The sequence below is a fragment of the Desulfovibrio porci genome (genome assembly GCF_009696265.1).
Taxonomy (GTDB): Bacteria; Desulfobacterota; Desulfovibrionia; order Desulfovibrionales; family Desulfovibrionaceae; genus Desulfovibrio; species Desulfovibrio porci.
Genome location: NZ_VUMH01000007.1, coordinates 74,000 through 96,161, shown reverse-complemented (window position 1 = coordinate 96,161; position 22,162 = coordinate 74,000). Strand labels below are relative to the sequence as shown.

Sequence of the window (22,162 nt, the reverse complement as noted above, 5' to 3'; positions counted from 1 at the left end):
TCTGCCACGATACACGCCGCTGCCGCCTTCGGCAACGCCGTGGGCCGCCCCGGCATATTTTGCCGCTGTCCCGATCTGCGCGCCCCAGGGCAGGCGTATCGAAAAATCTTATTTTATTGACCCGGTAGCTCGAGAGACGGACAAAAAAGGGCAAAGCCACTTTTCTCCGCCGTAACGAAGCCCAGGCGGACGGCTGATGTCGGGAGAATACTGCGCCGGCCGTTGTCGCGCCGGCGGCTTGTTTGAGCCGTTCACGGCGAAGCCTTGTTACGGAACAAAACAGCATCGCTACGGACAGCGACAGTGACTTCCCTGGACATAATTTCGCGTAACCAATTGCTGTCTTTATCCGTACGGCTCACAAGCTCACCTACGGCTAAAGCTCCTGCGTCGCAACGGCTGAAGCAAGATTTTCCGGCGCGGGCAAAAAAAATGGCGCTTTTTGCGCGGAGACCGAGCGGAAGGCGGCCCAAGGGCTGTGCCGTTGGCGACTTACGGGCATCGAGAGCAGAGATGTACTCAGGCACGTGAGCAGCAAACAGCGCCGGATGACGCCGCCGGCGCCTAACAGGCTGGGACGGATAATCACGACAAATAACAGACCGGCAAAACTGAAATCAGCCGCGCCCGCCCCGGCTTGCGCGTCTGGAGCCTTCTTGCCCGCAAAAGCGCGATGGGCTATCGTGAACAAATGCACTCCATACCGCGCTATGCGCCGAAACTCTTTCTGCCCGCCGACCTCTACGGCGTGACCGGCTGGCCTCTGGCCCAGAGCCTTTCCCCCCTGCTGCACAACACCGGCTTTCAGACCCTGGACATTCCGGCGGTCTATCTACGCTGGGAAGTGCCGCCGGAACGCCTGCCCGCCTTTGTGGACAGCGTGCGCCTGCTGGGCATCCGGGGCTGTTCGGTGACCATACCGCACAAAATGGCCCTGCTGCCCCTGCTGGACCGGATCAGCGAGCAGGCGGAACTGGCCGGGGCGGCCAACACCATCTATTGGGACGGCCAAACCCTCTGCGGCGACAATACCGACGTGAGCGGCTTTCTGACGCCCCTGGCGGACGCGCCCCTGGAAAACACGGACGCCCTGCTGCTGGGCGCGGGCGGCGCCGCCCACGCCGTGGCCGCCGGACTGCGCCTGCGGCGCTGCCGCAAGGTCTTTGTGACCACGCCTTCCAACCGCAGTCATCTGCCCCTGGCCGAACGCTTCGGTTTTACGCCCGTGCCCTGGGAGCAGCGCCACGACGTGCCCGCCGGGCTGATCATCAACACCACGCCTCTGGGCATGCGCGGCAAGCATGAGGGCGAAAGCCCCTACGACTTCAGCCTGTCCGCCACCGCCCATGTCGCGGACACGACAAACGCGGCCGACGGAAAGGCCTATGCTGATACGGCCGGCATAGCCTACGACATTGTGTATAATCCGCTGGAAACCCGTTTTCTGCGCGAGGCGCGGCGGGCCGGGCGGCGTTGCGTCACGGGCCTGGACATGTTTTTCGGCCAAGGCGACGCCCAGTTCCGGCTCTGGACCGGCAGGTCCCTGCCCCCCGAAGCCCGGCAAAACCTGGAAAAGGCGCTCTACGGCGCGCGATGACGCATAGTCACACGACGGATACACCATGAACATTCTGATCCTGCACGGCGTCAATCTGAACATGTTCGGCAAGCGCGATCCGGCCCATTACGGCACGGCCACGCTCACGGACATCGACGCGGCCCTGGCGGACCTGGCCCGGGAGCTGGGCGCGGGCCTCGTCACCTTTCAGACCAACCACGAAGGGGAGATGGTGGAGCGCATCCACCGCGTCCCGGAGGAAGACATCCAGGCCGTGGTCATCAACGCCGGAGCCTGGACCCACTACAGCTACGCCATCGCGGACGCTCTGGCCATTCTGGCCGTGCCCGTGGTGGAGGTGCACATGTCCAACGTGCACGCGCGCGAAGCCTTCCGGCACAACTCCGTGCTGGCCCCGGTCTGCGCGGGCAGCATCGCGGGATTCGGCGTGAACAGCTATCTTCTGGGCCTGCGAGCCGCCTGCGGTATGGCGTAAAACACACGTGATACCAGGAGGTTGTGAAAGAAAAGATTTTATATTTGACTTTCTCCCGTCAGCACCTAGATTTTTACTATCTTCTCCTGTAGATACAAAAAAATTTGACTTTCATCCGCTCCTGTCCTTCAGCTTCTAACCAGAGAGTTGTCATGAACGACGCCATCAACCTGAGCCGGATGCGCGACGCCGCCTTTACGGCGGAAGTGGAGGCGCAAAGCGGCCAAAACGTGTCCACCTGCTACCAGTGCGGCAATTGCACCGCCGGCTGTCCGGCAGGCTTTGTCTACGACCGGCAGGTCAACCAGATCATGCGCGGCGTGCAGCTCGGCCTGAAAGACGAGGTGCTTAATTCGCGCTCCATCTGGATGTGCCTGTCCTGTTCCACCTGTTCCCTGCGCTGCCCCAACAATATCGACGTGGCGGCGGTCATGGAGACCCTGCGCCACATGGCCCGCAAGGAAGGCCGGGTGACCGTGCCCAAGGTGGAAAAATTCTGGTTCTCCTTCCTCGACACCGTGCGCGCCTTCGGCCGCACCTACGAAATCGGCACCATGGCGCTGTACATGATGCGCTCCATGCGCCTGTTCACGGATCTGGACCTCGCGCCCGAGGCGCTGAAAAAGAAAAAGCTGGGCTTCAAGCCCCACGTCATTCCCGGCGGCGGGGCCGACGCCGTAGCCCGGATCATGCAGCGCTATAAGGAGCGCGCCAAACGCGAGGGGGTGCGGCCATGAAGTTTTCCTACTATCCCGGCTGCTCGGCCAAAGGCTCCTCGGCGGATTACGAAAAATCCACTCAGGCCGTGTGCGCGGCTCTGGGCCTCTACCTTGAGGAACTGCCGGGCTGGAACTGCTGCGGTTCCACCCCGGCCCACGCCGTGGATACCGAGCTTTCCGCCGCGCTCTGCGTGCGCAACCTGGACATCGCGGCCCGCCAGCAGGCCGAAACCGTGCTGACGCCCTGTCCCAGCTGTCTTTCCAACCTGCGTCACGCGGCCAAGCGCATGGAAGATCCGGCGTTCCGCGCGCGCGTGGACGAATTGCTGGACACCCCGGCGGCGCAGTTTCCCGAGGTCACCTCGGTGATGCAGGGCATCGCCCGGGTTTACGACGCCGAGGCCATTGCCGCGCAGGTGAAAAAGAGCCTCAAAGGCATCAAGCTGGCCGCCTATTACGGCTGTCTGATGAGCCGCCCGCCCGAAATCATGGACTTCGGCGATCCGGAAAACCCCACGCTCATGGAAAGCCTGCTTTCCGCCTGCGGCGCGGAAATGGTGGATTTTCCGCTCAAGACCGTCTGCTGCGGCGCGTCCTTCGGCATCCCGGAACGGGCCATGACCGCGCGCAATTCGGGCCGCATTCTGGAGCTGGCCACGCAGATGGGCGTGGACGCCATTGTGGTGGCCTGTCCGCTCTGCCAGATGAATCTTGACCTGCGCCAGAAACAGGCCGCCAAGGAGGCTGACGCCTTCTTCCGCATGCCCGTGCTTTACTTCACGCAGATGATGGGCCTGGCCTTCGGCATCGCGCCCGAGCATCTCGGGCTTGAAAAACTCCGCGTCAGCGCCGACGAACTGCTGCGCAAGATTGACGGCGCGCAGGCCGGCGAAGGAGACAGATAATGAGAATAGGCGTCTTTATCTGCCATTGCGGCAGCAACATCGGCGGCACCGTGGACTGCGCGAAAGTGGCTGAAATCGCCCGCGGCTTCCCGGACGTGGTTTACGCCGACGACCCCATGTACACCTGCGCCGAGCCGGGCCAGGCCGCCATTGAGGCGGCCATCCACGAGCACAAGCTGGACGGCGTGGTGGTGGCCTCCTGTACGCCCCGCATGCACGAGCCCACTTTCCGCCGCACCGTGGAACGGGCCGGACTCAACCGCTACATGTTCGAGATGGCCAACATCCGCGAGCACGTCTCCTGGATCGGCAAGGACAAGGAAGCCAACACCAACAAGGCCGCCGAACTGGTGCGCCTGGCCGTGGAAAAGCTGCGCAACGACAAACCCCTGGTGGCCAAGTCCTTTGACGTGACCAAGAAGGTGCTGGTCATCGGCGGCGGCGTGGCGGGCATCCAGGCCGCGCTGGACTGCGCCGACGGCGGCGTGCCCGTGGTGCTGGTGGAACGCGAGGCCACCATCGGCGGCAAGATGGCCAAGCTGGACAAGACCTTCCCCACCGTGGACTGCTCGGCCTGCATCCTGGGCCCCAAGATGGTGGATGTGGCCCAGCACCCCAACATCACCCTCTACGCCTACTCGGAAGTGGAGGACATCTCGGGCTATGTGGGCAACTTCACGGTGAAGATCCGCAAGAAGGCCGCCTACGTGGACTGGAGCAAATGCACCGGCTGCGGGGCCTGCACCGAAAAATGCCCCAGCAAGAAGACGCCGGACGCCTTCAATGAATTCACCGGCCCCACCACGGCCATCACCATCGCCTTCCCCCAGGCCATCCCCAAGAAGGCGGTCATCAACGCCGCGCACTGCCGCCAGTTCGTCAAGGGCAAGTGCGGGGTCTGCTCCAAGGTCTGCCCCACGGGCGCCATCCAGTACGACATGCAGGATGAGATCGTCACCGAGGAAGTGGGTTCCATCGTGGCGGCCACGGGCTACGACCTCATGGACTGGACCGTGTACGAGGAATACGGCGGCGGCAGATACCCCGACGTGATCACCTCGCTCCAGTACGAGCGCCTTTTGTCGGCCTCCGGCCCCACGGGCGGGCACATCGTGCGCCCCTCGGACGGCCGCGAACCGCAAAAGGTGGTCTTCATCCAGTGCGTGGGCTCGCGCGACAGGTCCATCGGCCGTCCCTACTGCTCGGGCTTCTGCTGCATGTACACGGCCAAACAGGCCGTGCTGACCAAGGACCACATCCCCACGTCCCAGTCTTACGTCTTTTATATGGACATCCGCGCGCCGGGCAAGATGTACGACGAGTTCACCCGCCGGGCCATGGAGGAATACGGCACGGAATACATCCGCGGCCGCGTTTCAAGCATCTATCCCGACGGCAACGGCCAGTATGTGGTCATGGGCGTGGACACCCTGCTGGGCGAGCCCGTGGAGATCAGGGCCGACCTGGTGGTTCTGGCCGTGGGCATCGAAGCCAGCAAAGGCTCGCCCCAACTGGCCGAAAAGCTGCGCATCTCCTACGATCACTACGGCTTCTTCATGGAAAGCCATGTGAAGCTCAAGCCCGTGGAGACCAATACCGCCGGCGTATTCCTGGCCGGCGTCTGCCAGGGGGCCAAGGACATCCCGGCCTCCGTGGCGCAGGGCTCGGCGGCGGCGGCCAAGGTGCTGGCGCTCTTCGCCCGCGACAAACTGGAGAGCGATCCGCAGATCGCCCAGGTGGACATCCGCCGCTGCGTGAACTGCGGCAAGTGCATCCGCTGCTGCCCCTTCGGGGCCATCAAGGAAGTGGAAATCCGGGGCGAAGGCAAGGCCCAGGTCATTGAGACTGTCTGCCAGGGCTGCGGCCTGTGCACGGCCACCTGCCCGCAGGGCGCCATCCAGCTCTCACACGCCACCGACAACCAGATTCTTGCGGAGGTGAACGCGCTATGCCAGTGCTGAAAGGCAAAGAACTGCGGATTGTGGGTTTTCTCTGCAACTGGTGCTCCTACGGCGGCGCCGACACGGCCGGGGTCGCCCGCGCCGGGCAGCCCACGGACCTGCGGATTATCCGCGTGCCCTGCTCGGGCCGCATTGACCCGCTCTTTATCGTCAAGGCCCTGCTCAACGGCGCGGACGGCGTGCTGGTTTCCGGCTGTCACCCGCGCGACTGCCACTACGCCGCGGGCAACTTTTACGCCCGCCGCCGCCTGGAAGTGCTCAAACAGTTTCTGCCCGTGCTGGGCATCGACGACCGGCGCTTCGAGTATACCTGGGTTTCGGCCTCCGAAGGCCAGCGCTGGCAGCAGGTGGTCACGGTCTTCACCGACCGCATCCACAAGCTGGGCCCCGCGCCCCGCCTGGAGGACGCCGAGCCCCTGCTGAAAATCGCGGACATGGCCCTGACCTCCCTGCGTCCCCTGGGCACCGGCCAGAATGCCGCCCTGGACCAGCTCAAGGAAGCCATCAAGGCCAAACTGCCGGAACTGGACTGCGTCATCGGCTGGCAGCAGGGCTATGACGGCGCGCACACCGTGCCCCTGTTCATGAAGACCCCGGAAGACGTGGACAAACTGGTCTGGGGTCCGTTCAACGTCAACAATCCCGCCGTCTATCTGCCCTCCTTCAAGGGCAAGAAGGTGGGCATCGTGGTCAAAGGCTGCGATTCGCGCTCGGTGGTGGAGCTGCTGCAGGAAGACCTGATCAAACGCGAGGACGTGACCATCTTCGCTCTGCCCTGCGAAGGCACGCTGGACATGGCCCGGGTCAATCAGGAGCTCGGCCGCTACAGCAAAATCGACAGCGTGACCTATGACGAGGCCGGGGTGACCATCACGGCCGACGGCAAGGAACACCGCTTCTGCATGACCGACTGCGCTCAGGGCAAATGCTACGGCTGCACCACGCCCATGGCCGTGCTGGCCGACACCCGCGCGGGCGAGCCGGTCAAGGTGGAACCCGGCGCCTACACTCCGCCGGAGTTGGCCCTGCTGGATTCCATGAGCCTTGAGGAGCGCATGGCCTTCTGGCGCGGCCAGATGGAGCGCTGCCTGCGCTGCTACGCCTGCCGCAACGCCTGTCCCATGTGCGTCTGCCGCGACTTCTGCGTCTCCGACAGCCGCGACCCGCACTGGATGAGCCAGGAGGACAGCACGCGCGAGAAACTCTTTTTCCAGACCATTCACGCCCTGCATCTGGCCGGGCGCTGCACGGGCTGCGGCGAATGCCAGCGGGCCTGCCCGGTGGGCATTCCGATTCTGGCCATGCGCCAGCAGATCGCCCGCGCCGTGGGGCAGCTCTTTGACGACTACAAGGCCGGTCTTGACCCGGCCGCCGTGCCGCCGCTGCTGGGCTATGAACTGGAAGAAAAGAACATCCATGAGAGGGACTGGAAATGAGCATGACCCGCTTTGTCACATCCGACGGCCTGCCCGGCCTTCTGGCCTTCCTCTCGCAAAACGGCCGGCGCGTGCTTGTACCGGTGGAAAAACCGGCCAACAAGCGCTCCGTGGTCTTCGAGCCGTGGAGCCAGGGCATGCCCTTCACCCTGGAAAAAGCCACCGTGCCGCCCAAGGCCGCGGTGCTGCCCCAGTGTGAAACCCTGGTGCGCTATAAAAAGAGCAAGGACCCGGAAAATCCCGAGCGCGTGACCATGAGCCTGGACGACGGCATTGAGGTCCAGCCCACGGTGGTCTTTGCCTGCCGCCCCTGCGACGCGCGCGGCTTTTCCGTGCTGGACCGGCCCTATCTGGAAGGCCCCTTTGCCGACCCCTATTACAAAGCCCGGCGCGAGGCGCTCACGGTGGTCACCATCACCTGCCCCAGCGGCTGCAACACCTGTTTCTGCCACTGGGTGGGCGGCGGCCCCTCTTCCCCCGAGGGGTCGGACGTGCTGATGACCGAAGTGGAAGGCGGCTACGTGCTCCAGGCCGTGACGCCCAAGGGCGAGGAACTGCTGGCGGCCTCCAGCCTGCCCGACGGCGCGGAACAGTTCCCCCTGGCCGAAGCGGCGCGCAAGGCCGCCTGGGCCACGCTGGAACCCGCGCCGAACATCAAGGGCGCGCCGGAAAAACTGGCGGCCCTGTTCACCGACACGGAGTTCTGGCAGAGCTGGACCGACCGCTGCCTGTCCTGCGGGGCCTGCACCTACTTCTGCCCCACCTGTTACTGCTTCAGCATCACGGACGAAGGCGAGGGCCTGAGCGAAAAAGGCGGACGCCGCCTGCGCAGCTGGGACAACTGCATGTCCTCGTTGTTCACCCGCGAGGCCAGCGGCCACAACCCGCGCATGCTCAAGGCTTTCCGCATGCGCAACCGCGTGTCGCACAAGTTCTCCACCTATCCTGAAAACTGGGGGGCGTTCTCCTGCAACGGCTGCGGCCGCTGCATCAGCAACTGTCCCGTTTGCCTGGACATCCGCGCCATAGTGCTCGCCGCGCTCAACGCAGACCAGGCCACCGCCGAGTAGAGGAGCTGACGCATGGCTACCAAGAAAACTTCCGGCAAAGCCAAAACCGCATCCAAGGCGGCCCCCAAGGCCGCTCCCCAAACCGCGCCCAAGCAAGCTCCCAAGGCCGCAGCGCCCAAAAAGGACGTTGCGCCCAAGCCCCGGGCCGCCGAAGTGCCCGCGGCCGCCCAGGCGGTTTCACCGGCCGTGCGCCCGGACGCGGAGCTTGTGGCGCATGAGGAGCACGCTCCCGTGATTCGGGAAGAAGGCGAACTGGCCGTCAGGGAAAGCGCCGCGCCCGCCACGGTGAAAACGCCCGACGCGGCTCCGGCTCCCGAGGCCCCCAAGACTGAGACTAAACCCGCCGCGGCCCCCAAAGCCGCCAAGGGCAAGGGCATGCTGCGGGAAATCTCGCCCCGGCCCATGCCTCAGGGCAATCCCTACAAACCCATGCCCGCCACTGTGGCCGAGGTCATCCGGGAAACCGGCAACATCACGACCCTGCGGGTGATCCTGGACAACGCCGAGGATATGAAATCCTTCCGCCACGAGCCGGGCCAGGTGGGCCAGCTTTCAGTGTTCGGCGCGGGCGAAGCCACCTTTGTCATCAATTCCCCGCCGTCCATGAAGGACTATCTGCAATTCTCGGTCATGCAGGCCGGTGAAGTGACCGCCGCCATCCACCGTCTGTCGCCCGGCGACAAGGTGGGCGTGCGCGCCCCCCTGGGCAACTTCTTCCCCTACAACGACTGGAAGGGCAAGGACGTCTTCTTTGTGGGCGGCGGCATCGGCATGGCCCCCATCCGCACCATCATGCTGCATCTGCTGGAGCGCAAGGCGGATTACGGCAAGATCAGCCTGCTCTACGGCGCGCGTACGCCCCGCGACATGGCCTTCAGCTATGAGCTGGAGGACTGGCTGCGCCGCCCCGATCTGGACTGCACACTGTGCATCGACGCCCCGTTTGAGGGCTGGGAGCACAAGGTGGGCCTGATCCCCAACGTGCTGCTGGAGCTGAATCCCGATCCGGCCAATTGCGTGGCCGTGCTCTGCGGGCCGCCGGTGATGATCAAGTTCACGGTGCAGGCGCTGCAAAAGCTGAACTTCGCGCCGGAAAACATCGTCACCACCCTGGAAAAACGCATGAAGTGCGGCATCGGCATCTGCGGGCGCTGCAATATCGGCGGCCGCTACGTCTGCGTGGACGGGCCGGTGTTTACCTGGAAGGAATTGCAGGAACTGCCGCCGGAACTGTAGGCATCCGGCCTTTTTTGCCCGCTGGCTGTGTTAGCTCTGCTGCCCTCAGCCGTTGGCAGCATGGCCGCCCTACGGCTGAGGCAAACTGCGCGGCCGCCGGAGACTAACCGGCGGCCGTTTCTTGTCGCCTGTTGACAGGCGCGGGCTTGTGGGTAATGGAAAAACAACATTGTTCCATCCAAGGGAGAAAAAATGAGAAAACTGTTTATGCTCTGCTGCCTTATGCTGAGCCTGCCCGTGGCGGCCCAGGCGGCGGACGAAAAAATTGATCCGGCCACCTATATCTGCGCGGAACTGGTGGCCACCGGCGTTTCCGGCCAGCCGCCGCTGTTCGAGGGCCTGCAGATTGACGGCTATGCCGCCGCCGCGCTGGACAAGCCCGTGGCCGACCCGAACATCATGGCCCCGCTGCTGGAGCAGGTCTACGCCGCCTGTCAGGCCAAGCCCACGGAAAAGGTCATCCCCCTCTGGCAGGAAGCCCGCAAAAACCAGGCTGTGGCCGATGACGGCCCCTGGCGCGCGGACAAGACCACCTGCAAGCAATACAGCGAAAATGAAGACGACGGCAGCGGCTTTGTTATCTGGCTGGACGGCTACAACCGCCAGAAAAGCGGCAAGCCCGGCTCGGTGCTGGAAAGCGACGATACCCTCAAGGCCTATCTGGACGCCTGCGCCAAGCAGCCGGAAGCCCTGATGATCGACGTCATGCGGGAAAGCGCCAAGTAAAGTCGCCCGTCTTTGCCGATGACTGACAAAAAGGCCGCGCCGGTGGAGTCCCAACTCTCCAGCGACGGCCTTTTCAACGCCCGGAGGGAAGAATGCGACATATCCGCCCGTTCGGTCTCCTGTTACTCTGTATCGTCCTGGCGGCTTTCACCACCATACCCTCCTTGCCGCAGGCATCCACACGGCATAAAAAAATGTCGCCAGACTATAATATCAACTCCTTTACTCCTGCCACAGCCATCTGCGCGGACTTGGAAAAAATCCTTGCGTCCAGCCCACCGGCCGTCATGTTCATCCTGAGCCAGATCGACGGTTACAGCGCCGGACAGCAGCGGATTGATCTGGCCGTCTTCGTGGCCAACGCCTCTCCAAAGGACGGCTGTGATCCCACCCTACCCGTGCAGGATTTGTTCGCCGCCTGCGAGGCCGCTCCCCAACAGCCTCTGCTCCCGCTCTGGCGAAAAATCACGCGCGACTGGCGGCCCCGGAATGCGGAACAGAGCAATTGCGCTGAACTGCTCCGGGATCTGGCGAACACGGACAGCGGACAAGATAAGGATGAGCACGCCCTGGCCTTTCTGGCCTGGTTGCACGGCTATACGCGCCTGGGGCACGGCGGGCCTCGCATGGGACTTTTCAACAGCGACGCCCTGCGAGATGCGCTGACGGTCTGCGCGCTACGTCCCAGGCGTCTGATCCGGGATGTTTTACCGCCGGTCTCGCGAAGTTTGCCTTTGCCGCCAGCATGTATGAAAACGGATGAGGCTGCCGCGCACCGCGTCGCGTCAGATTTTGATCCTGTTTCCGCCACCTGCGCGGACTGGCTGTCACTGGACGGCGACCAGCCCCTGAAATACGGGGACACTACGCGGCTGGACGCCATGGAAAACGCGCTCATTCAGGTGGATGGCTACGCCAGCGCGTTGGATGGTGTTCCCCTGCCCAGCGCACTGGAATCCAAGCGCCACATCCGAGATCGCCTGAAAAACATCTGCATGGCCCAGCCCCGGAAGCGGCTGATCACACTCTGGCGCATTCTCAGGCCACTTACGCTGAAGGCGGACCAGACCACCTGCGCCGATTGGCTGACTCCATCGAGAAGCGGAGACAGCTTGCGGAATTTATTCTCTCTTTTCTGGCTCTACGGCTACAATCAGGCTGAAAGTGGAGTCCCCGGTTCTCTGTTTGCCCTGACCGGCGACCCGGATCGCGTGTTTGAACACGCCCTGGATGCCGTCTGCGCCCGACGGCCGGAAGCCCTGCTGCGCGACGCACTGCGAGATATGGAACGGCATTGGTAAGGAGGCGCGGTGTGAAAAAAACCATCTTTTCGTTCTGCTGGCCGGCTCTGCTTTTCCTGCCTTTGGCGGCGTTCCCGCAAAACGCGGCGCCGGACGCCGCCGGAGGGCATTCCTTCTCAAATCCTGCCACAGCCATCTGCGCGGCTTGGGCCGGACCAGCGACGGACGGCGAAAAAATGCGACGCTTTCTGGAGGCGTTGACGCTGGACGCCTATGTCAGCGCGCGGCACGGCGGCACAGGGTTCAACTGGCGTGACATAACTTCTCTGCTGGCCCGGGTGGAACGGATTTGCACCGCCGAACCCGCCCGCAGCCTGGCCGAAGTGTGGCAAGAACGGAAAACGGCCTGGCACCGGGGATCATGGAAGGCGAACACCGTCCGCTGCCGGGAGATTCTGGCCGCCGGGGATTGCAATGAAGACGCGTTTTTCTTCGGCATCTGGCTCTATGCCTATGATCAGGCCAAAGACGGCCGTAGCGAGGCGACACTACAGACTCTGCCGCAAGGAGGCGGCGCAATGGTTTGGGAGGAATGTGAACGCACCCCCGACGCGCGGCTTCTGGACGTCCTCCGCCGCATGCAGGGGAAGTAGCATCGTGCCGTATCTCCCGCTTACAGCAGGCTCATATAGATGGGAATGGTCAGGGCCGAAAGCAGGGTGGACAGCGAGACCATCAGCGCGCCGAATTCCGCGTCCGTGCGGTAATAGGCGCTGAGAATGGCCGCCTGCATCAGCACCGGCAGCGAGGCCTGCATGATGAAGACCTTGCCCATGAGCTCGGGAATGGGAAAAAGCGGCACAAGCAGCAGCACCACCAGCGGGCTCACCACCAGACGGCCCGCCAGGGCCAGCACCAGGTCGCGATCAAGCTTGAGATGGCGCAGATCCATGTTCTGCAGGGTGATGCCGATGAACAGCAGGGCCAGAGGCGTGGTCAGGTTGCCCAGGTATCTGGCCGCGTCCAGCAGAAAACGCGGCAGCTCCACCTTGAGCATGACCAGGCTCAGGCCGGTCAGAAAGCCCAGCATGGGCGGCGAAAAGATGTGCCGGACGTTGTCGCGGAGGCGGGTCCGCTCCCGCCCGTCCCCGTTGCCGTCGCTGCTGATGGCGTAGTTGCCCACGGTCCAGAAAAAAATGGTGCTGGCGAAGTAATAGAGCAGCACGTAGGGCAGGGATTCCTCGCCGAACAGGGCCAGATTGACCGGAATGCCCACAAAAATGGTATTGGAGTTGGACACGCAGGCGCAGAACAGGCCGAAGTGCTTGCGCTGCACGCGCACGGCCTTGCCCACCACCCAGGCCAGGCTGAAGGTGAGGATCAGGGAAGTGAAGGGCAGCAGCGCGCCGTAGAGCATGTGCAGCAGGTTGTCGCGGTCAAAGGACTGCAAAAACGTGCTCATCAGAAAAGGCGGCAGGGCCACGTAGGTGACCAGCCTGGGCAGGAGCATCTGGCATTCCGTGGAAAACCACCCCTTCCAGGCCAAACTGTACCCCACCGCCACCACCAGCAGCAGGCCGAAGATCCCTCCCAGCGCGTGCAGAAAAAGCATATCCTTTTTCTACAGGCTTTTACGGCATCCGTAAACCGGACGGGAACCGCCGCCGGGGCGGGCATACCTGAAAAATACGTGCTTGGTAGGTTTATTTTGTAAAATTTCAGATTGTTATTTGGGCACGTATGGCCGCCTGCAGTGTTGGGCAAAGCTGCCTTTGCTCCGCCGGAGCGGAGCGCAGGCGGATGGCCGGCGCCGGGAGAATCAGGCCTCCGGCTCCGCGCGCAAGGCCTCGCGGATGCGGCAGACCCCGCACAGATTGCCCGAGGACGTGGGATAACCGCACCGCGGGCAGGGGGCCAGCGCCACGCCCTCCTCGGCTTCGCGCCGGGCGAAGACGGGCCGCCCGCGCGCCAGAAAACCCTGGTAAAAATCCAGCTTGCGGCCCGGCATGGCCGTTTCCAGGCGCTGCAACAAGCCCTTGAGCACGGTGAAACTGGCGCCGGGGCTGTAGGGACAGGGCGCATAATGGTTTTCAATGCCCATCAGAAAGGCGTAATTGGCGGTTTCAAATTCCGTGAGCCGCCAGAGCGGTTTGACCTTGCGGGCGAAACCGTGCTCGCCGGGCAGCAGCGGCCCCTGATCCGAAAGATAGGCCGTGTCCCAGCGCAGGGTATTGCTGAACAGGCGGGCCACTTCATCGTCCAGGTTGTGGCCCGTGGCCAGGGCGTCAAAGCCCTCATCCAGGGCCACCTTGTTGAAGAAATGGCGCTTGATCTTGCCGCAGGCCGAGCAGATCGGCCGGTGCAGGCGCTCCCTGACCGCCGGGATGGGCAGGCCCTCGGCGGCCATATCCTTGACCAGCAGCTTGAGGCCGTGCCGGGCGCAGAAACGCTCCACCATGCCGCGCGCCGCCGCCGAGGAGCCGGGAATGGCCAGGTCGATGTGCAGGCCGGTGACGTCGTACCCCTGGCGGGACAGCTCCAGCATCAGGGCCAGGGAGTCCTTGCCGCCGGACAGGGCCACCAGAATGCGCTCGTCGCGGGTGAAGAGCTTCTGGCCTTCAATGCCGCGCGCCACCTGGCGGGCGAAAAAATCCTTGTAGCAGTCCGGGCAGAAGGCGGCATTGTGGCTTCTCAGGGCCACCACCGCCTCGGCCTTGCAGATCTTACATTTCATACGTGTCCTGAAACAGGCTGGGAGGTTAGGAAATCTTGTGCTCCGGGTCCGTGCCCGCGCCCGGCTCAGCCGGACTTTGCGCCGCCGGAGCGGACGCGCCGCCGCCCGCGTCCTCCGAATCCTGAAGCCAGGCCTCGAACAGGCGGCAGGCCCGTTCGGCCATGGCCTGCAGGCCCGTATCCGGAGCCAGGGCCGCGCCGCGTTGCGCCAGAACGCGCCGCAGCTCCGCGTCGCGCATGACCTCGATCATGGCTTTGGCCAGGGCCTGGGGATCGTTCTCCGCCACGGGCAGAACCGCGTCGTCATGCCCGTGCAGACGTTCCCGGTGCAGGCCGCTCTGGCTGCAGATCACCGGCAGGCCCGCCGCGAAGCCCGCCCAGAGGGTTTCCGGCGCTTCCTCGGGCGAGGAGCCGGGCGCGAGCCAGGCGTGACAGTTTCGCAGCGCGTCGGGCTCGTGCTGCTCGTTGAGCAGACAGAGGCGCGATTCCACGCCCAGACTGATGGCTTCGTCCAGCACTTCTTCAAAGCGCGGGCCGCCGCCCAGCATGCGCACTTCCCAGGGGGGCAGGTCGTCGCGCTGCCAGATGGCGGCCATGGCCCGCGCCACCAGCAACGCGCCGGAACGCGGCGCAAGACTTTCGCCCATGCCGAAAATGAAATGCTTTCCCTCGTCTTCGCGGAAGGGGGCCGGAGCCGGATCAAAACCGTCCAGGCTGATGCCCGGCGGCAGGGGCAGGAGCACATCGCCGGTCCCTGACGCGGCGGCCTGTTGCGGGGCCTGTTCCCAGGCGGCCAGAATGCGGCCCCGCACATGTTCCGAGCCGCAGAGGACATGCCGCGCCGCCGCCATGTCCTTGCCGTTGCACTGCTCCGGCGCGGGCGGGCGCAAAAAGAAGGCGTGGGCCAGCAGCCCGCCGCCCGCCGGGCGCATGCGCAGCACACGGCGGCCCAGGGCCGGGGCTTCCTCGCCCACGGTCAGGATCAGCAGTTTTTTATGCCGCCGCTGCCAGTTCCAGAGGCGCAGCAGGGTCAGGGGATTGCCCGCTCCCGCGCCGCCCACGGTCAGCAGGGGCAGATTCAGGGCGCGGGCGCGCTCGTGCAAACGGGAGCCCTTGAGGCAGACCAGCAGCGGGGCCAGACGGCCGCCGTCGCGCATGGTCCGGACCAGGGCCAGGGTCTGCTCTTCCTCCAGCCGCCACAGCCGCGCGCGCGTGGAACCGCCGCCGGGCGCGGCGTCCTGTTCCTCGTTCTGAAGGGAAAGCAGCAGAATACGCATCAGTAGGGCGTGCCCTGGGCCAGCATGCGGGCGAGCAGGGCGTCCTTGAGCCAGAGGGCCGTGGGGCCGGGCTTGCCCCGGTATTCCCCCTGTCCCACGGGCTTGTCGTCAAAACGGGTGACCGCCACGCAGAGCGTGGCGCTGGTGAACAGCAGCATTTCGCGGGCCGTGGCGATATCCTCTTTGTGGATGGGCCCCTGAAGCACGGGCATACGCTCCCCGGCCAGTTCCAGGGCCGCCAGCAGGGTGGTGCCGGGCAGGATGCGCCGGATCTCCGGGCTGCGCAGGCGGCCTTGCGCGTCCACAATGCCCAGATTGGCGATGGCCGCTTCGCCCATAAAGCCGTTTTCGTCAAAGGTCACGGCCACGTCCATGCCTTTCTGGCGGGCTTCCACGGCCATGAAGACATTGGGCAGATAATTGGTGCTCTTGATGCGGGCCAGATATTCCTGCTTGGGCGGAATGGCGCTGCTGAAGGCCGTGAGCCCTTTGCGGTACACGTCCTCATTGGGCAGTTTCGCGGCCAGGGCCACAATGTACAGACCGGCCTGCGGGCATTCCGCCGGGGAAATGCCGAAACCGCCCGGCCCCCGGCTGAGAAAGACGCGCAGGTCGCCGTGATCCCGCCCCGAGGCGCGGGCCACGTCCAGAATGCGCTCGCGCAGTTCCTCCCAGGAACAGGGCGGCGTGATGCCCAGAGCCCGCGCGCCGTCGCGCATGCGGGCCAGGTGCTCGTCCAGGACGAAAATCTTCCGCTCCCGGTAGCAGATGCTCTCGAACAGGCCGTCGCCGCGATGGCAGATGTGGTCGTCCAGGGGCAGCAGCAGAAGGCGCGGGTCCGTACCGATGCGTCCCACCCGGTGATCGTAAAAGGCCAGAAATTTGTCCGCCCCCGGCCGGGGGGCGGACAAAAGGGCTTGCAGATAGGCGTCGGAATCCACGGCCTGCATGACGTACCTCTCCGCCGGGGGCTCAGCTCATGAAGACGTTCTTGTCCGGCACGCGGACCAGATCGCGCCGGAGCAGTTCCTCGGCGATCTGCACCGCGTTGAGCGCCGCGCCCTTGCGCACGTTGTCGGCCACGATCCAGAGGTTCAGGCCGTTGTCGATGCTCTCGTCCTCGCGGATGCGGCCCACAAAGGTGGGGTCGTCGCCGATGCAGTAGGCGGGCATGGGGTACATGAGCTCGCGCGGGTTGTCGAAAACCTTCACGCCCGGCGCCTGGGAAAGCATGATCCGGGCTTCCTTGGCCGTGATTTTCTTTTCGGTTTCGATGTTCACGGACTCGGCATGGCAGAAGAACACCGGCACGCGCGCGCAGGTGGCCGTGACCCTGACCGAAGGATCGTCGAGGATTTTCACGGTCTCGTTGACCATCTTCATCTCTTCCTTGGTGTAGTCATTGTCCAGGAAGACGTCGATGTGCGGCAGCACGTTGAAGGCGATGCGGTAGGGATAGACCTTGTTTTCCGGGTCGCGGGCGTTGAAGAGGTCGCGCACCTGGCGCTCCAGTTCCTCAATGCCCTTCTGTCCCGTGCCGGACACGGCCTGATAGGTGGAAACCACCACGCGCCTGATTTTGGCCGCATCGTGCAGGGGCTTCAGGACCACCAGCATCTGGATGGTGGAACAGTTGGGATTGGCGATAATGCCCTGATGCGCTTCCAGAGCCTGGGGATTGACTTCCGGCACCACCAGGGGGCAGCGCTCGTCCATGCGCCAGGCCGCGGAATTGTCCACCACCACGCAACCGGCGTGGGCCGCGTGCGGCGCGAATGTGGTGGAGGCGCCCCCGCCGGCGGAAAAAATGGCCAGATCAATGCCGTTAAAGACGTCTTCTTTCAGTTCTTCCACCGTGAGTTCGCTCTCGCCGAAGGGAACCTTGCCGCCCGCCGAACGGGCCGAGGCGAAGGCCCGCACTTTTGTGGCCGGGAACTTCCGCTCGTGCAGCGTCTTGAGCATTTCACGGCCCACGGCGCCCGTGGCGCCCACAACGGCAACAGTCAATGTCTCGCTCATGGCTTTTGTGTCTCCTTGATGGAAGAAGCGGCGCGCGTTCCCACGCCGGATAGGGGCGCATCATAACCGCCCTTGTCCGAAAAGTGAAGCCGGAACCCGCTCTCCCGCCGGGACGGCTGTGGCGCCGTATGCCGCCCCGGTTCAGACCGCGCCGCCCCCTTTCACCCGCTCGGCATGGGCTTGAGCGGCTTTATCGCATGGCTGAACCAGTGCAGGCTCTGTTCGTAAAGCGATAAAACACACCCATGCGAAAGCAATGCCAATATTCTTCGTCGGCGCTGAGATGGAGTTTTTCCATTCTGTTCCTATTGAGCGATAACCTTTGCTGATAAAAATTATTTTTTACCGCGACCGCGCTTCGCGCGGATATGTTCTCAAATCAAAAAGGCAAGCTTTAAAGGCAGAATTTTCACGCGGGGGAGGAAAGACCTCCCCCTTGTAAACAAGACAAAGGTACCCTTACGGCAGACAAACCGTCTGGAAGGTATTGGTCACAACGTGGCTATGGAAGGTGCTGTCGCTAAGGATCAGGTCGTCCGCCTGGTAGGTGTAATTCCAGACCCTCGCAGTGCCCGTCCAGTAGGGGATGGTGGGGGGCCACCCGGCCGCATAGGCCGCGCCCTTGCCGCGACCAGAACCCTTGCCCACCGCTACAAGCTGCTCTACCGTGGGCAACTTGCTTGCTGAAACGTAAATGGTGCTGAAATTGGCAGGCGGATAATCGGAAAAGTTTATGATCTCGCTATCGCTGGCTCCGCATTGATTCGCGGCGGGAAAAGAGGTGGATGCAGCGCTTTCATTATTCCCCCAGTAGTAGGTCCCCTTGGGCGGCCCGGCAAACACAGCCAACGGCCCGTTGGGGAAGGATACGGTCGCTGTTTTCGTGAGGCCCTCCGCAGTCGCCTGAACCGTGACCACGCGCTCGCCCATCACGTCCGTCAGGCTGATCTCGGCAATGCCCGAGGCGTTGGTGGTGCTGCTCGTGGTCGTGGTCAATTCGTTTTCCGGCGTGCCGGGCGCGGATGCCCCCCAGGCCAGACCGGTTTTCTTGGTCTTATAACCGGCAACCACAGCCTTGGAATTGTTGCTTGCGTCCGTGACGAGCCAGGTGATTGTTTTGTTGGAAGCGGGATTGCCGTCCAGCAGCAGAGTAGCCGAAACTTTGCCCGTGCTCTGGTTGTTGCTGAAAGTTCCTCCAGCGGTTGGGGTCAGGGTAAGAGTGTAGACGCCTGGGTTCACCGTCAGGCTGAACGCCTTGCTGGCCGTCACGGCCGGGCTGGCGCTGTCCGTCATCGTCACCGTGAAGGTATATGTGCCGTCGGCCGTGGGCGTGCCGGTGAGCTTGCCATCGTTGCTCAATGACAAGTCGGAAGGCAAAGAAGAACCATCGGCCACAGCAAAGGTATATGCCCCCGTGCCGCCTGTCGCTACGAAGGTCTGGCTATACGCTAAGCCCTTCGTAGCACTCGACAGGGGGCTGGTCGTAGTGATCGACAAGGGCGCGGCTCCCACCGTCAGGCTGAACTCCTTGCTGGCCGTCGCAGCCGGGCTGGCGCTGTCCGTCACCGTCACCGTGAAGGTATATGTGCCGTCGGCCGTGGGCGTGCCGGTGAGCGTGCCGTTGTTGCTCAATAACAAGCCGGAAGGCAAAGAAGAACCGTCGGCCACGGCAAAACTGTACGGACTCGTGCCGCCTGTCGCTACAAAGGTCTGGCTGTAGTTCGTACCCACTGTGGCATCCGGCAAACTGGCCGTAGTGATGGACAAGGGCACGGCCCCCACCGTCAGGCTGAATTCCTTGCTGGCCGTCGCGGCTGTCGGGCCGGCACTGTCCGTCACCGTCACCGTGAAGGTATATGTGCCGTCGGCCGTGGGCGTGCCGGTGAGCGTGCCGTTGTTGCTCAATAACAAGCCGGACGGCAAGGAAGAACCATCGGCCACGGCAAAGGTATACGCCCCCGTGCCGCCTGTCGCTACAAAGGTCTGGCTGTACGTCGTACCCACTGTGGCATTCGGCAAGGGGCTGGTCGTAGTGATGGACAAGGGCGCGGCCCCCACCGTCAGTTTGAACTCTTTGCTGGCCGTCGCGGCTGTCGGGCCGGCACTGTCCGTCGCCGTCACCGTGAAGGTATATGTGCCGGTAACCGTGGGCGTGCCCTCAAGCTTGCCGTTGTTCAGAGCCATACCCGCGGGCAGAGCGCCGTTGGTCACGCCGAAGCTGTACGGAGCCGTGCCGCCTGTGGCCGTAAACGGCTGGCTGTACGCCGTGCCGTTGACGGCATCAGGCAAGGGGCTGGCTGTGGTGATGGACAGCAGGTTGGCCACCACGTTCACGGTAAAACTCTGGCTGTTATCTCCTGCCTGGATGCGCAACGCCACCGGCCCGGCAAAGGAACTGCCGATCCGCACGATGAACCGGCCCTGCCCGTCCGAGGTGTAGCTTTGCGAAAAGTCCGCCGCATGGGCCGTGGGCGTGGAGAAGAAATCGGCAATGGCCCCGCCGAGGCGGGCCAACAGGGAGGTTTCCGGCAGGGCGGGCGCGGCGGCAAGCGTCACCCCGGAAGCCGTCACCCGCACGGTCTGCCCGGCCTTGTACTCGTCAAAGCCGTTTCTGATGCGGAACACGAACTCGTTGACCGCGCCGCCGTTCGGCCCCAGGTACTCGATCATAGAGGCGTTCTTGGCCCGGTATTCCAGGATGATCCGGTTCTCGCGGTCCACGAATTCGTGGCGGCTGCCCGACACGCTGCGCAGTTCCGCCACCTTGGCGTGCGAAACCTGCTCATCCCAGGGCATCCCGAAATGATAGGTAAATTGCAGGCCGAACTCCGTGTCGGTCTTGCCCCGTTCCGTGCTGCGTTGCTTCACAAAGCCCGAAACCAGGGGCACGGGCGTGTACTCCACGCCGTAGGACCAGACTTTCGGGTCTTTTTCCAGATCATCGCTGGAGCCGTACATGGCCACATGGTCGCCGTACCATTGCGCGTAAGCCCCGGTCAGGGCCACATTGCGGTAGAAGGGCAGATAGGCTTTCAGGCGGGCGTCCCAGCCACGCGCCGGGCGCTCTTCCACAAAGTCCCCGTCAAAGTCGCGGGAGGCCTTCCAGCCCGACAGCGGCGTGTAGTAGTTGGCCGCCACGTGGAACCAGTCGTACTGCGCCTCGACGCCCGCGCCCCCGCGCTGGTGGGAGCGGGTGAAGTCGTTGTCGAAAAAGACGTTGTAGCCCAGCATCAGGTTTCCGGCATTATCCAGGTCTTCGGCCAGGGGGAACCAGCGCTGGCCCAGGCCGAAATTGCCGATCCAGCGTTGGGAGCCGTCGTCCTCCCCGCCGTTGACGTCCATGCTGCGCGCGCCGAGCTGAGTGAAGAGCGTGGTGTAACGGCCATCATACAACGGCAGGAGCACGTCGCCCTCGCCGGACAGGCGGCCGTCCTTGTTCATCTGGAAGTTCAGCCGGGCGCGGCCGTTGTCCGTGAGGCCGGACAGAGCCGCTTCCCCGGCGGAATTGAGCAGGCCCATGCCGTAGTTCAGGCCCCGCTCCACAGCCATATCAAAGGGATTGAGGCTGTCCAGGGAGCGCGATCCGTTGCGGGCGTCCCGGCGGCCGCTGTAGTCCACGTCATGCCAGAGCGCGGCCGTGCGCTCGTCGCCATAGGACGGCGCGAGGCCGTTCAGGCCCGCCATCCCGGCTCCCGGGCCGGTCCCCAACCCGGCCCGCTGATAGGCGCGGGCGCGCTGGCCGTCAAAATCGTTGTCGCTTCCGGCCCTACGCGTTGTGCCGTCCTGATGAAAGCCCAGGCCCTCGTCCAGGCTGCCGTCCACGCCGCGTTGCGGCGCAAGGCCCGGCAGGCCCATGAACGAGGGCACGGTATTGAACAGCGCCTCGTTCAGGCCGCGCGGGCGGGAATTTTCCTCGCGCGCGGCGTCGCGCCGGGAGGAGGAAGCACCTGCCGTATTTTCCGCCAGAGCAGGAGACGGAGCACGGTTCCGGCTCAGGCCGGAAGTCGGGGCGTCGGCGCGGTAGTCCCTGTTGCGAGAAACGCAGCCCGTCAGGGAAGGCGGCAAAACCAGGGCGGCCATCAACATCCAGACCAGAACCTTACACCACATCTTCACTTCATCCTTCACTGAAAGACACGAAAAACGCCATGCCGCACAGCGCAATACGGCCAGGCCTTTAAACTGCTGCCACAGCTTGTGGCGCAGGAAAGAATTTTCAGAACTATACAGGGAGGAACACGTGAAAGCCTATTACCCGAACGGGTAAATACGCTGCCGAGAATTTTTTTGAGGATGGGAAGCCGCGGGAGCAGACGTCCGCCGCGGCGGCGTAAGCGCCATGTATTTGCGCGCTTACGGCATGCAACATATTCAAGAGCCATTCCGCAAGAAACTTGCGGAATGGCTCGTCATACGTTGAAGCGATTGCTTCAACGGATATGGGGAAACGATTTTCCCCGTGTTCACCTCAGATCATCCATCCGTTCAAAAACACAGGCCTAATAGAACCGTGCGATGTTGACAATGGAAGCCTTGTCTCCCGCGCCTTCCAGGTGGAGGAGAACGGTAACATAATGCCTTACAGGCGGATTCGTCACCAGGGTCTGCTCGCAGATGAAGAGGAAATTACGCGCGCCTGCCTGGCTGCCGCTCAATTGCAGCATTTTGTAGGACGCCCCGCAAAGGCTGTTCATGGTTTTCTCGAAAACAGCCGCCAGATCCTTCGGCACATCATTCGGTTGCAGAGGCTTTGTAAAATCCCATTGACCACACATAGTGACCTCC

At 63.6% G+C, this 22,162-nt stretch carries 19 protein-coding genes; 11 read left to right on the top strand and 8 right to left on the bottom strand.

The genetic code is table 11. The annotated features are described in order from the left end of the window. Positions 1–376: 376 nt before the first annotated feature. Positions 377–691 (bottom strand): hypothetical protein, encoded by a 315-nt coding sequence (locus FYJ44_RS08295; protein WP_154511071.1) that lies wholly within the window; start codon positions 689–691, stop codon positions 377–379. Between FYJ44_RS08295 and FYJ44_RS08290 the strand changes: the two genes are divergently transcribed. The 11 genes from FYJ44_RS08290 (at position 692) to FYJ44_RS08240 (ending at position 12,001) form a co-directional block, all read left to right on the top strand. Then, complete coding sequence (locus FYJ44_RS08290; protein ID WP_154511165.1) at positions 692–1,597, top strand: shikimate dehydrogenase family protein; 906 nt, start codon at positions 692–694, stop codon at positions 1,595–1,597. 25 nt (positions 1,598–1,622) lie between these two features. Beyond that, positions 1,623–2,054: a type II 3-dehydroquinate dehydratase gene (aroQ, locus tag FYJ44_RS08285; RefSeq protein WP_154511070.1), complete on the top strand. Its 432-nt coding sequence runs from the start codon at positions 1,623–1,625 to the stop codon at positions 2,052–2,054. Between the two features lie 152 nt (positions 2,055–2,206). After that, the gene (locus tag FYJ44_RS08280; RefSeq protein WP_154511069.1) at positions 2,207–2,791 is read left to right on the top strand and encodes a 4Fe-4S dicluster domain-containing protein; all 585 of its coding nucleotides are present in this window, start codon (positions 2,207–2,209) and stop codon (positions 2,789–2,791) included. Further along, positions 2,788–3,678, top strand: coding sequence for a CoB--CoM heterodisulfide reductase iron-sulfur subunit B family protein (locus tag FYJ44_RS08275; RefSeq protein ID WP_154511068.1), 891 nt, complete (start codon positions 2,788–2,790; stop codon positions 3,676–3,678). Before FYJ44_RS08280 ends, FYJ44_RS08275 begins: the two co-directional genes overlap by 4 nt. Continuing rightward, on the top strand, positions 3,678–5,639 hold the full coding sequence (locus tag FYJ44_RS08270) for a CoB--CoM heterodisulfide reductase iron-sulfur subunit A family protein (RefSeq protein ID WP_154511067.1): 1,962 nt from the start codon (positions 3,678–3,680) through the stop codon (positions 5,637–5,639). The genes FYJ44_RS08275 and FYJ44_RS08270 overlap by 1 nt, the downstream gene beginning before the upstream one ends. Further along, the gene (locus tag FYJ44_RS08265; protein WP_154511066.1) at positions 5,627–7,075 is read left to right on the top strand and encodes a hydrogenase iron-sulfur subunit; all 1,449 of its coding nucleotides are present in this window, start codon (positions 5,627–5,629) and stop codon (positions 7,073–7,075) included. The genes FYJ44_RS08270 and FYJ44_RS08265 overlap by 13 nt, the downstream gene beginning before the upstream one ends. Continuing rightward, complete coding sequence (locus tag FYJ44_RS08260; protein ID WP_154511065.1) at positions 7,072–8,145, top strand: 4Fe-4S dicluster domain-containing protein; 1,074 nt, start codon at positions 7,072–7,074, stop codon at positions 8,143–8,145. The genes FYJ44_RS08265 and FYJ44_RS08260 overlap by 4 nt, the downstream gene beginning before the upstream one ends. Before the next feature lie 375 nt (positions 8,146–8,520). After that, on the top strand, positions 8,521–9,381 hold the full coding sequence (locus tag FYJ44_RS08255) for an FAD/NAD(P)-binding protein (RefSeq protein ID WP_154511163.1): 861 nt from the start codon (positions 8,521–8,523) through the stop codon (positions 9,379–9,381). A 192-nt stretch (positions 9,382–9,573) separates the two neighbouring features. Next, positions 9,574–10,107 carry a hypothetical protein gene (locus FYJ44_RS08250; protein WP_154511064.1) on the top strand — a complete coding sequence of 178 codons (534 nt, stop codon included), beginning with the start codon at positions 9,574–9,576 and terminating at the stop codon, positions 10,105–10,107. Between the two features lie 194 nt (positions 10,108–10,301). Continuing rightward, positions 10,302–11,408, top strand: a complete 1,107-nt coding sequence (locus FYJ44_RS08245) for a hypothetical protein (protein ID WP_195840978.1) — start codon at positions 10,302–10,304, stop codon at positions 11,406–11,408. 11 nt (positions 11,409–11,419) lie between these two features. After that, positions 11,420–12,001, top strand: a complete 582-nt coding sequence (locus FYJ44_RS08240; RefSeq protein WP_288230466.1) for a hypothetical protein — start codon at positions 11,420–11,422, stop codon at positions 11,999–12,001. A 20-nt stretch (positions 12,002–12,021) separates the two neighbouring features. Here the strand turns inward: FYJ44_RS08240 and FYJ44_RS08235 are convergent, their stop codons facing one another. The 7 genes from FYJ44_RS08235 to FYJ44_RS08205 form a co-directional block, all read right to left on the bottom strand. Beyond that, the gene (locus FYJ44_RS08235) at positions 12,022–12,960 is read right to left on the bottom strand and encodes an AEC family transporter (protein ID WP_154511060.1); all 939 of its coding nucleotides are present in this window, start codon (positions 12,958–12,960) and stop codon (positions 12,022–12,024) included. Between the two features lie 207 nt (positions 12,961–13,167). Next, positions 13,168–14,082: a PP-loop family protein gene (locus FYJ44_RS08230; RefSeq protein ID WP_154511058.1), complete on the bottom strand. Its 915-nt coding sequence runs from the start codon at positions 14,080–14,082 to the stop codon at positions 13,168–13,170. Between the two features lie 25 nt (positions 14,083–14,107). After that, positions 14,108–15,358, bottom strand: coding sequence for a glycosyltransferase family 4 protein (locus tag FYJ44_RS08225; protein ID WP_154511056.1), 1,251 nt, complete (start codon positions 15,356–15,358; stop codon positions 14,108–14,110). Then, complete coding sequence (locus FYJ44_RS08220) at positions 15,358–16,308, bottom strand: aminotransferase class IV (RefSeq protein WP_154511054.1); 951 nt, start codon at positions 16,306–16,308, stop codon at positions 15,358–15,360. The genes FYJ44_RS08225 and FYJ44_RS08220 overlap by 1 nt, the downstream gene beginning before the upstream one ends. A 22-nt stretch (positions 16,309–16,330) precedes the next feature. After that, positions 16,331–17,377: an aspartate-semialdehyde dehydrogenase gene (locus FYJ44_RS08215; protein ID WP_154511052.1), complete on the bottom strand. Its 1,047-nt coding sequence runs from the start codon at positions 17,375–17,377 to the stop codon at positions 16,331–16,333. Positions 17,378–17,836: 459 nt separating this feature from the next. Next, positions 17,837–21,487 carry an inverse autotransporter beta domain-containing protein gene (locus FYJ44_RS08210; protein ID WP_154511050.1) on the bottom strand — a complete coding sequence of 1,217 codons (3,651 nt, stop codon included), beginning with the start codon at positions 21,485–21,487 and terminating at the stop codon, positions 17,837–17,839. Between the two features lie 389 nt (positions 21,488–21,876). Next, positions 21,877–22,152 carry a hypothetical protein gene (locus FYJ44_RS08205; protein WP_154511048.1) on the bottom strand — a complete coding sequence of 92 codons (276 nt, stop codon included), beginning with the start codon at positions 22,150–22,152 and terminating at the stop codon, positions 21,877–21,879. Positions 22,153–22,162 lie beyond the last annotated feature (10 nt).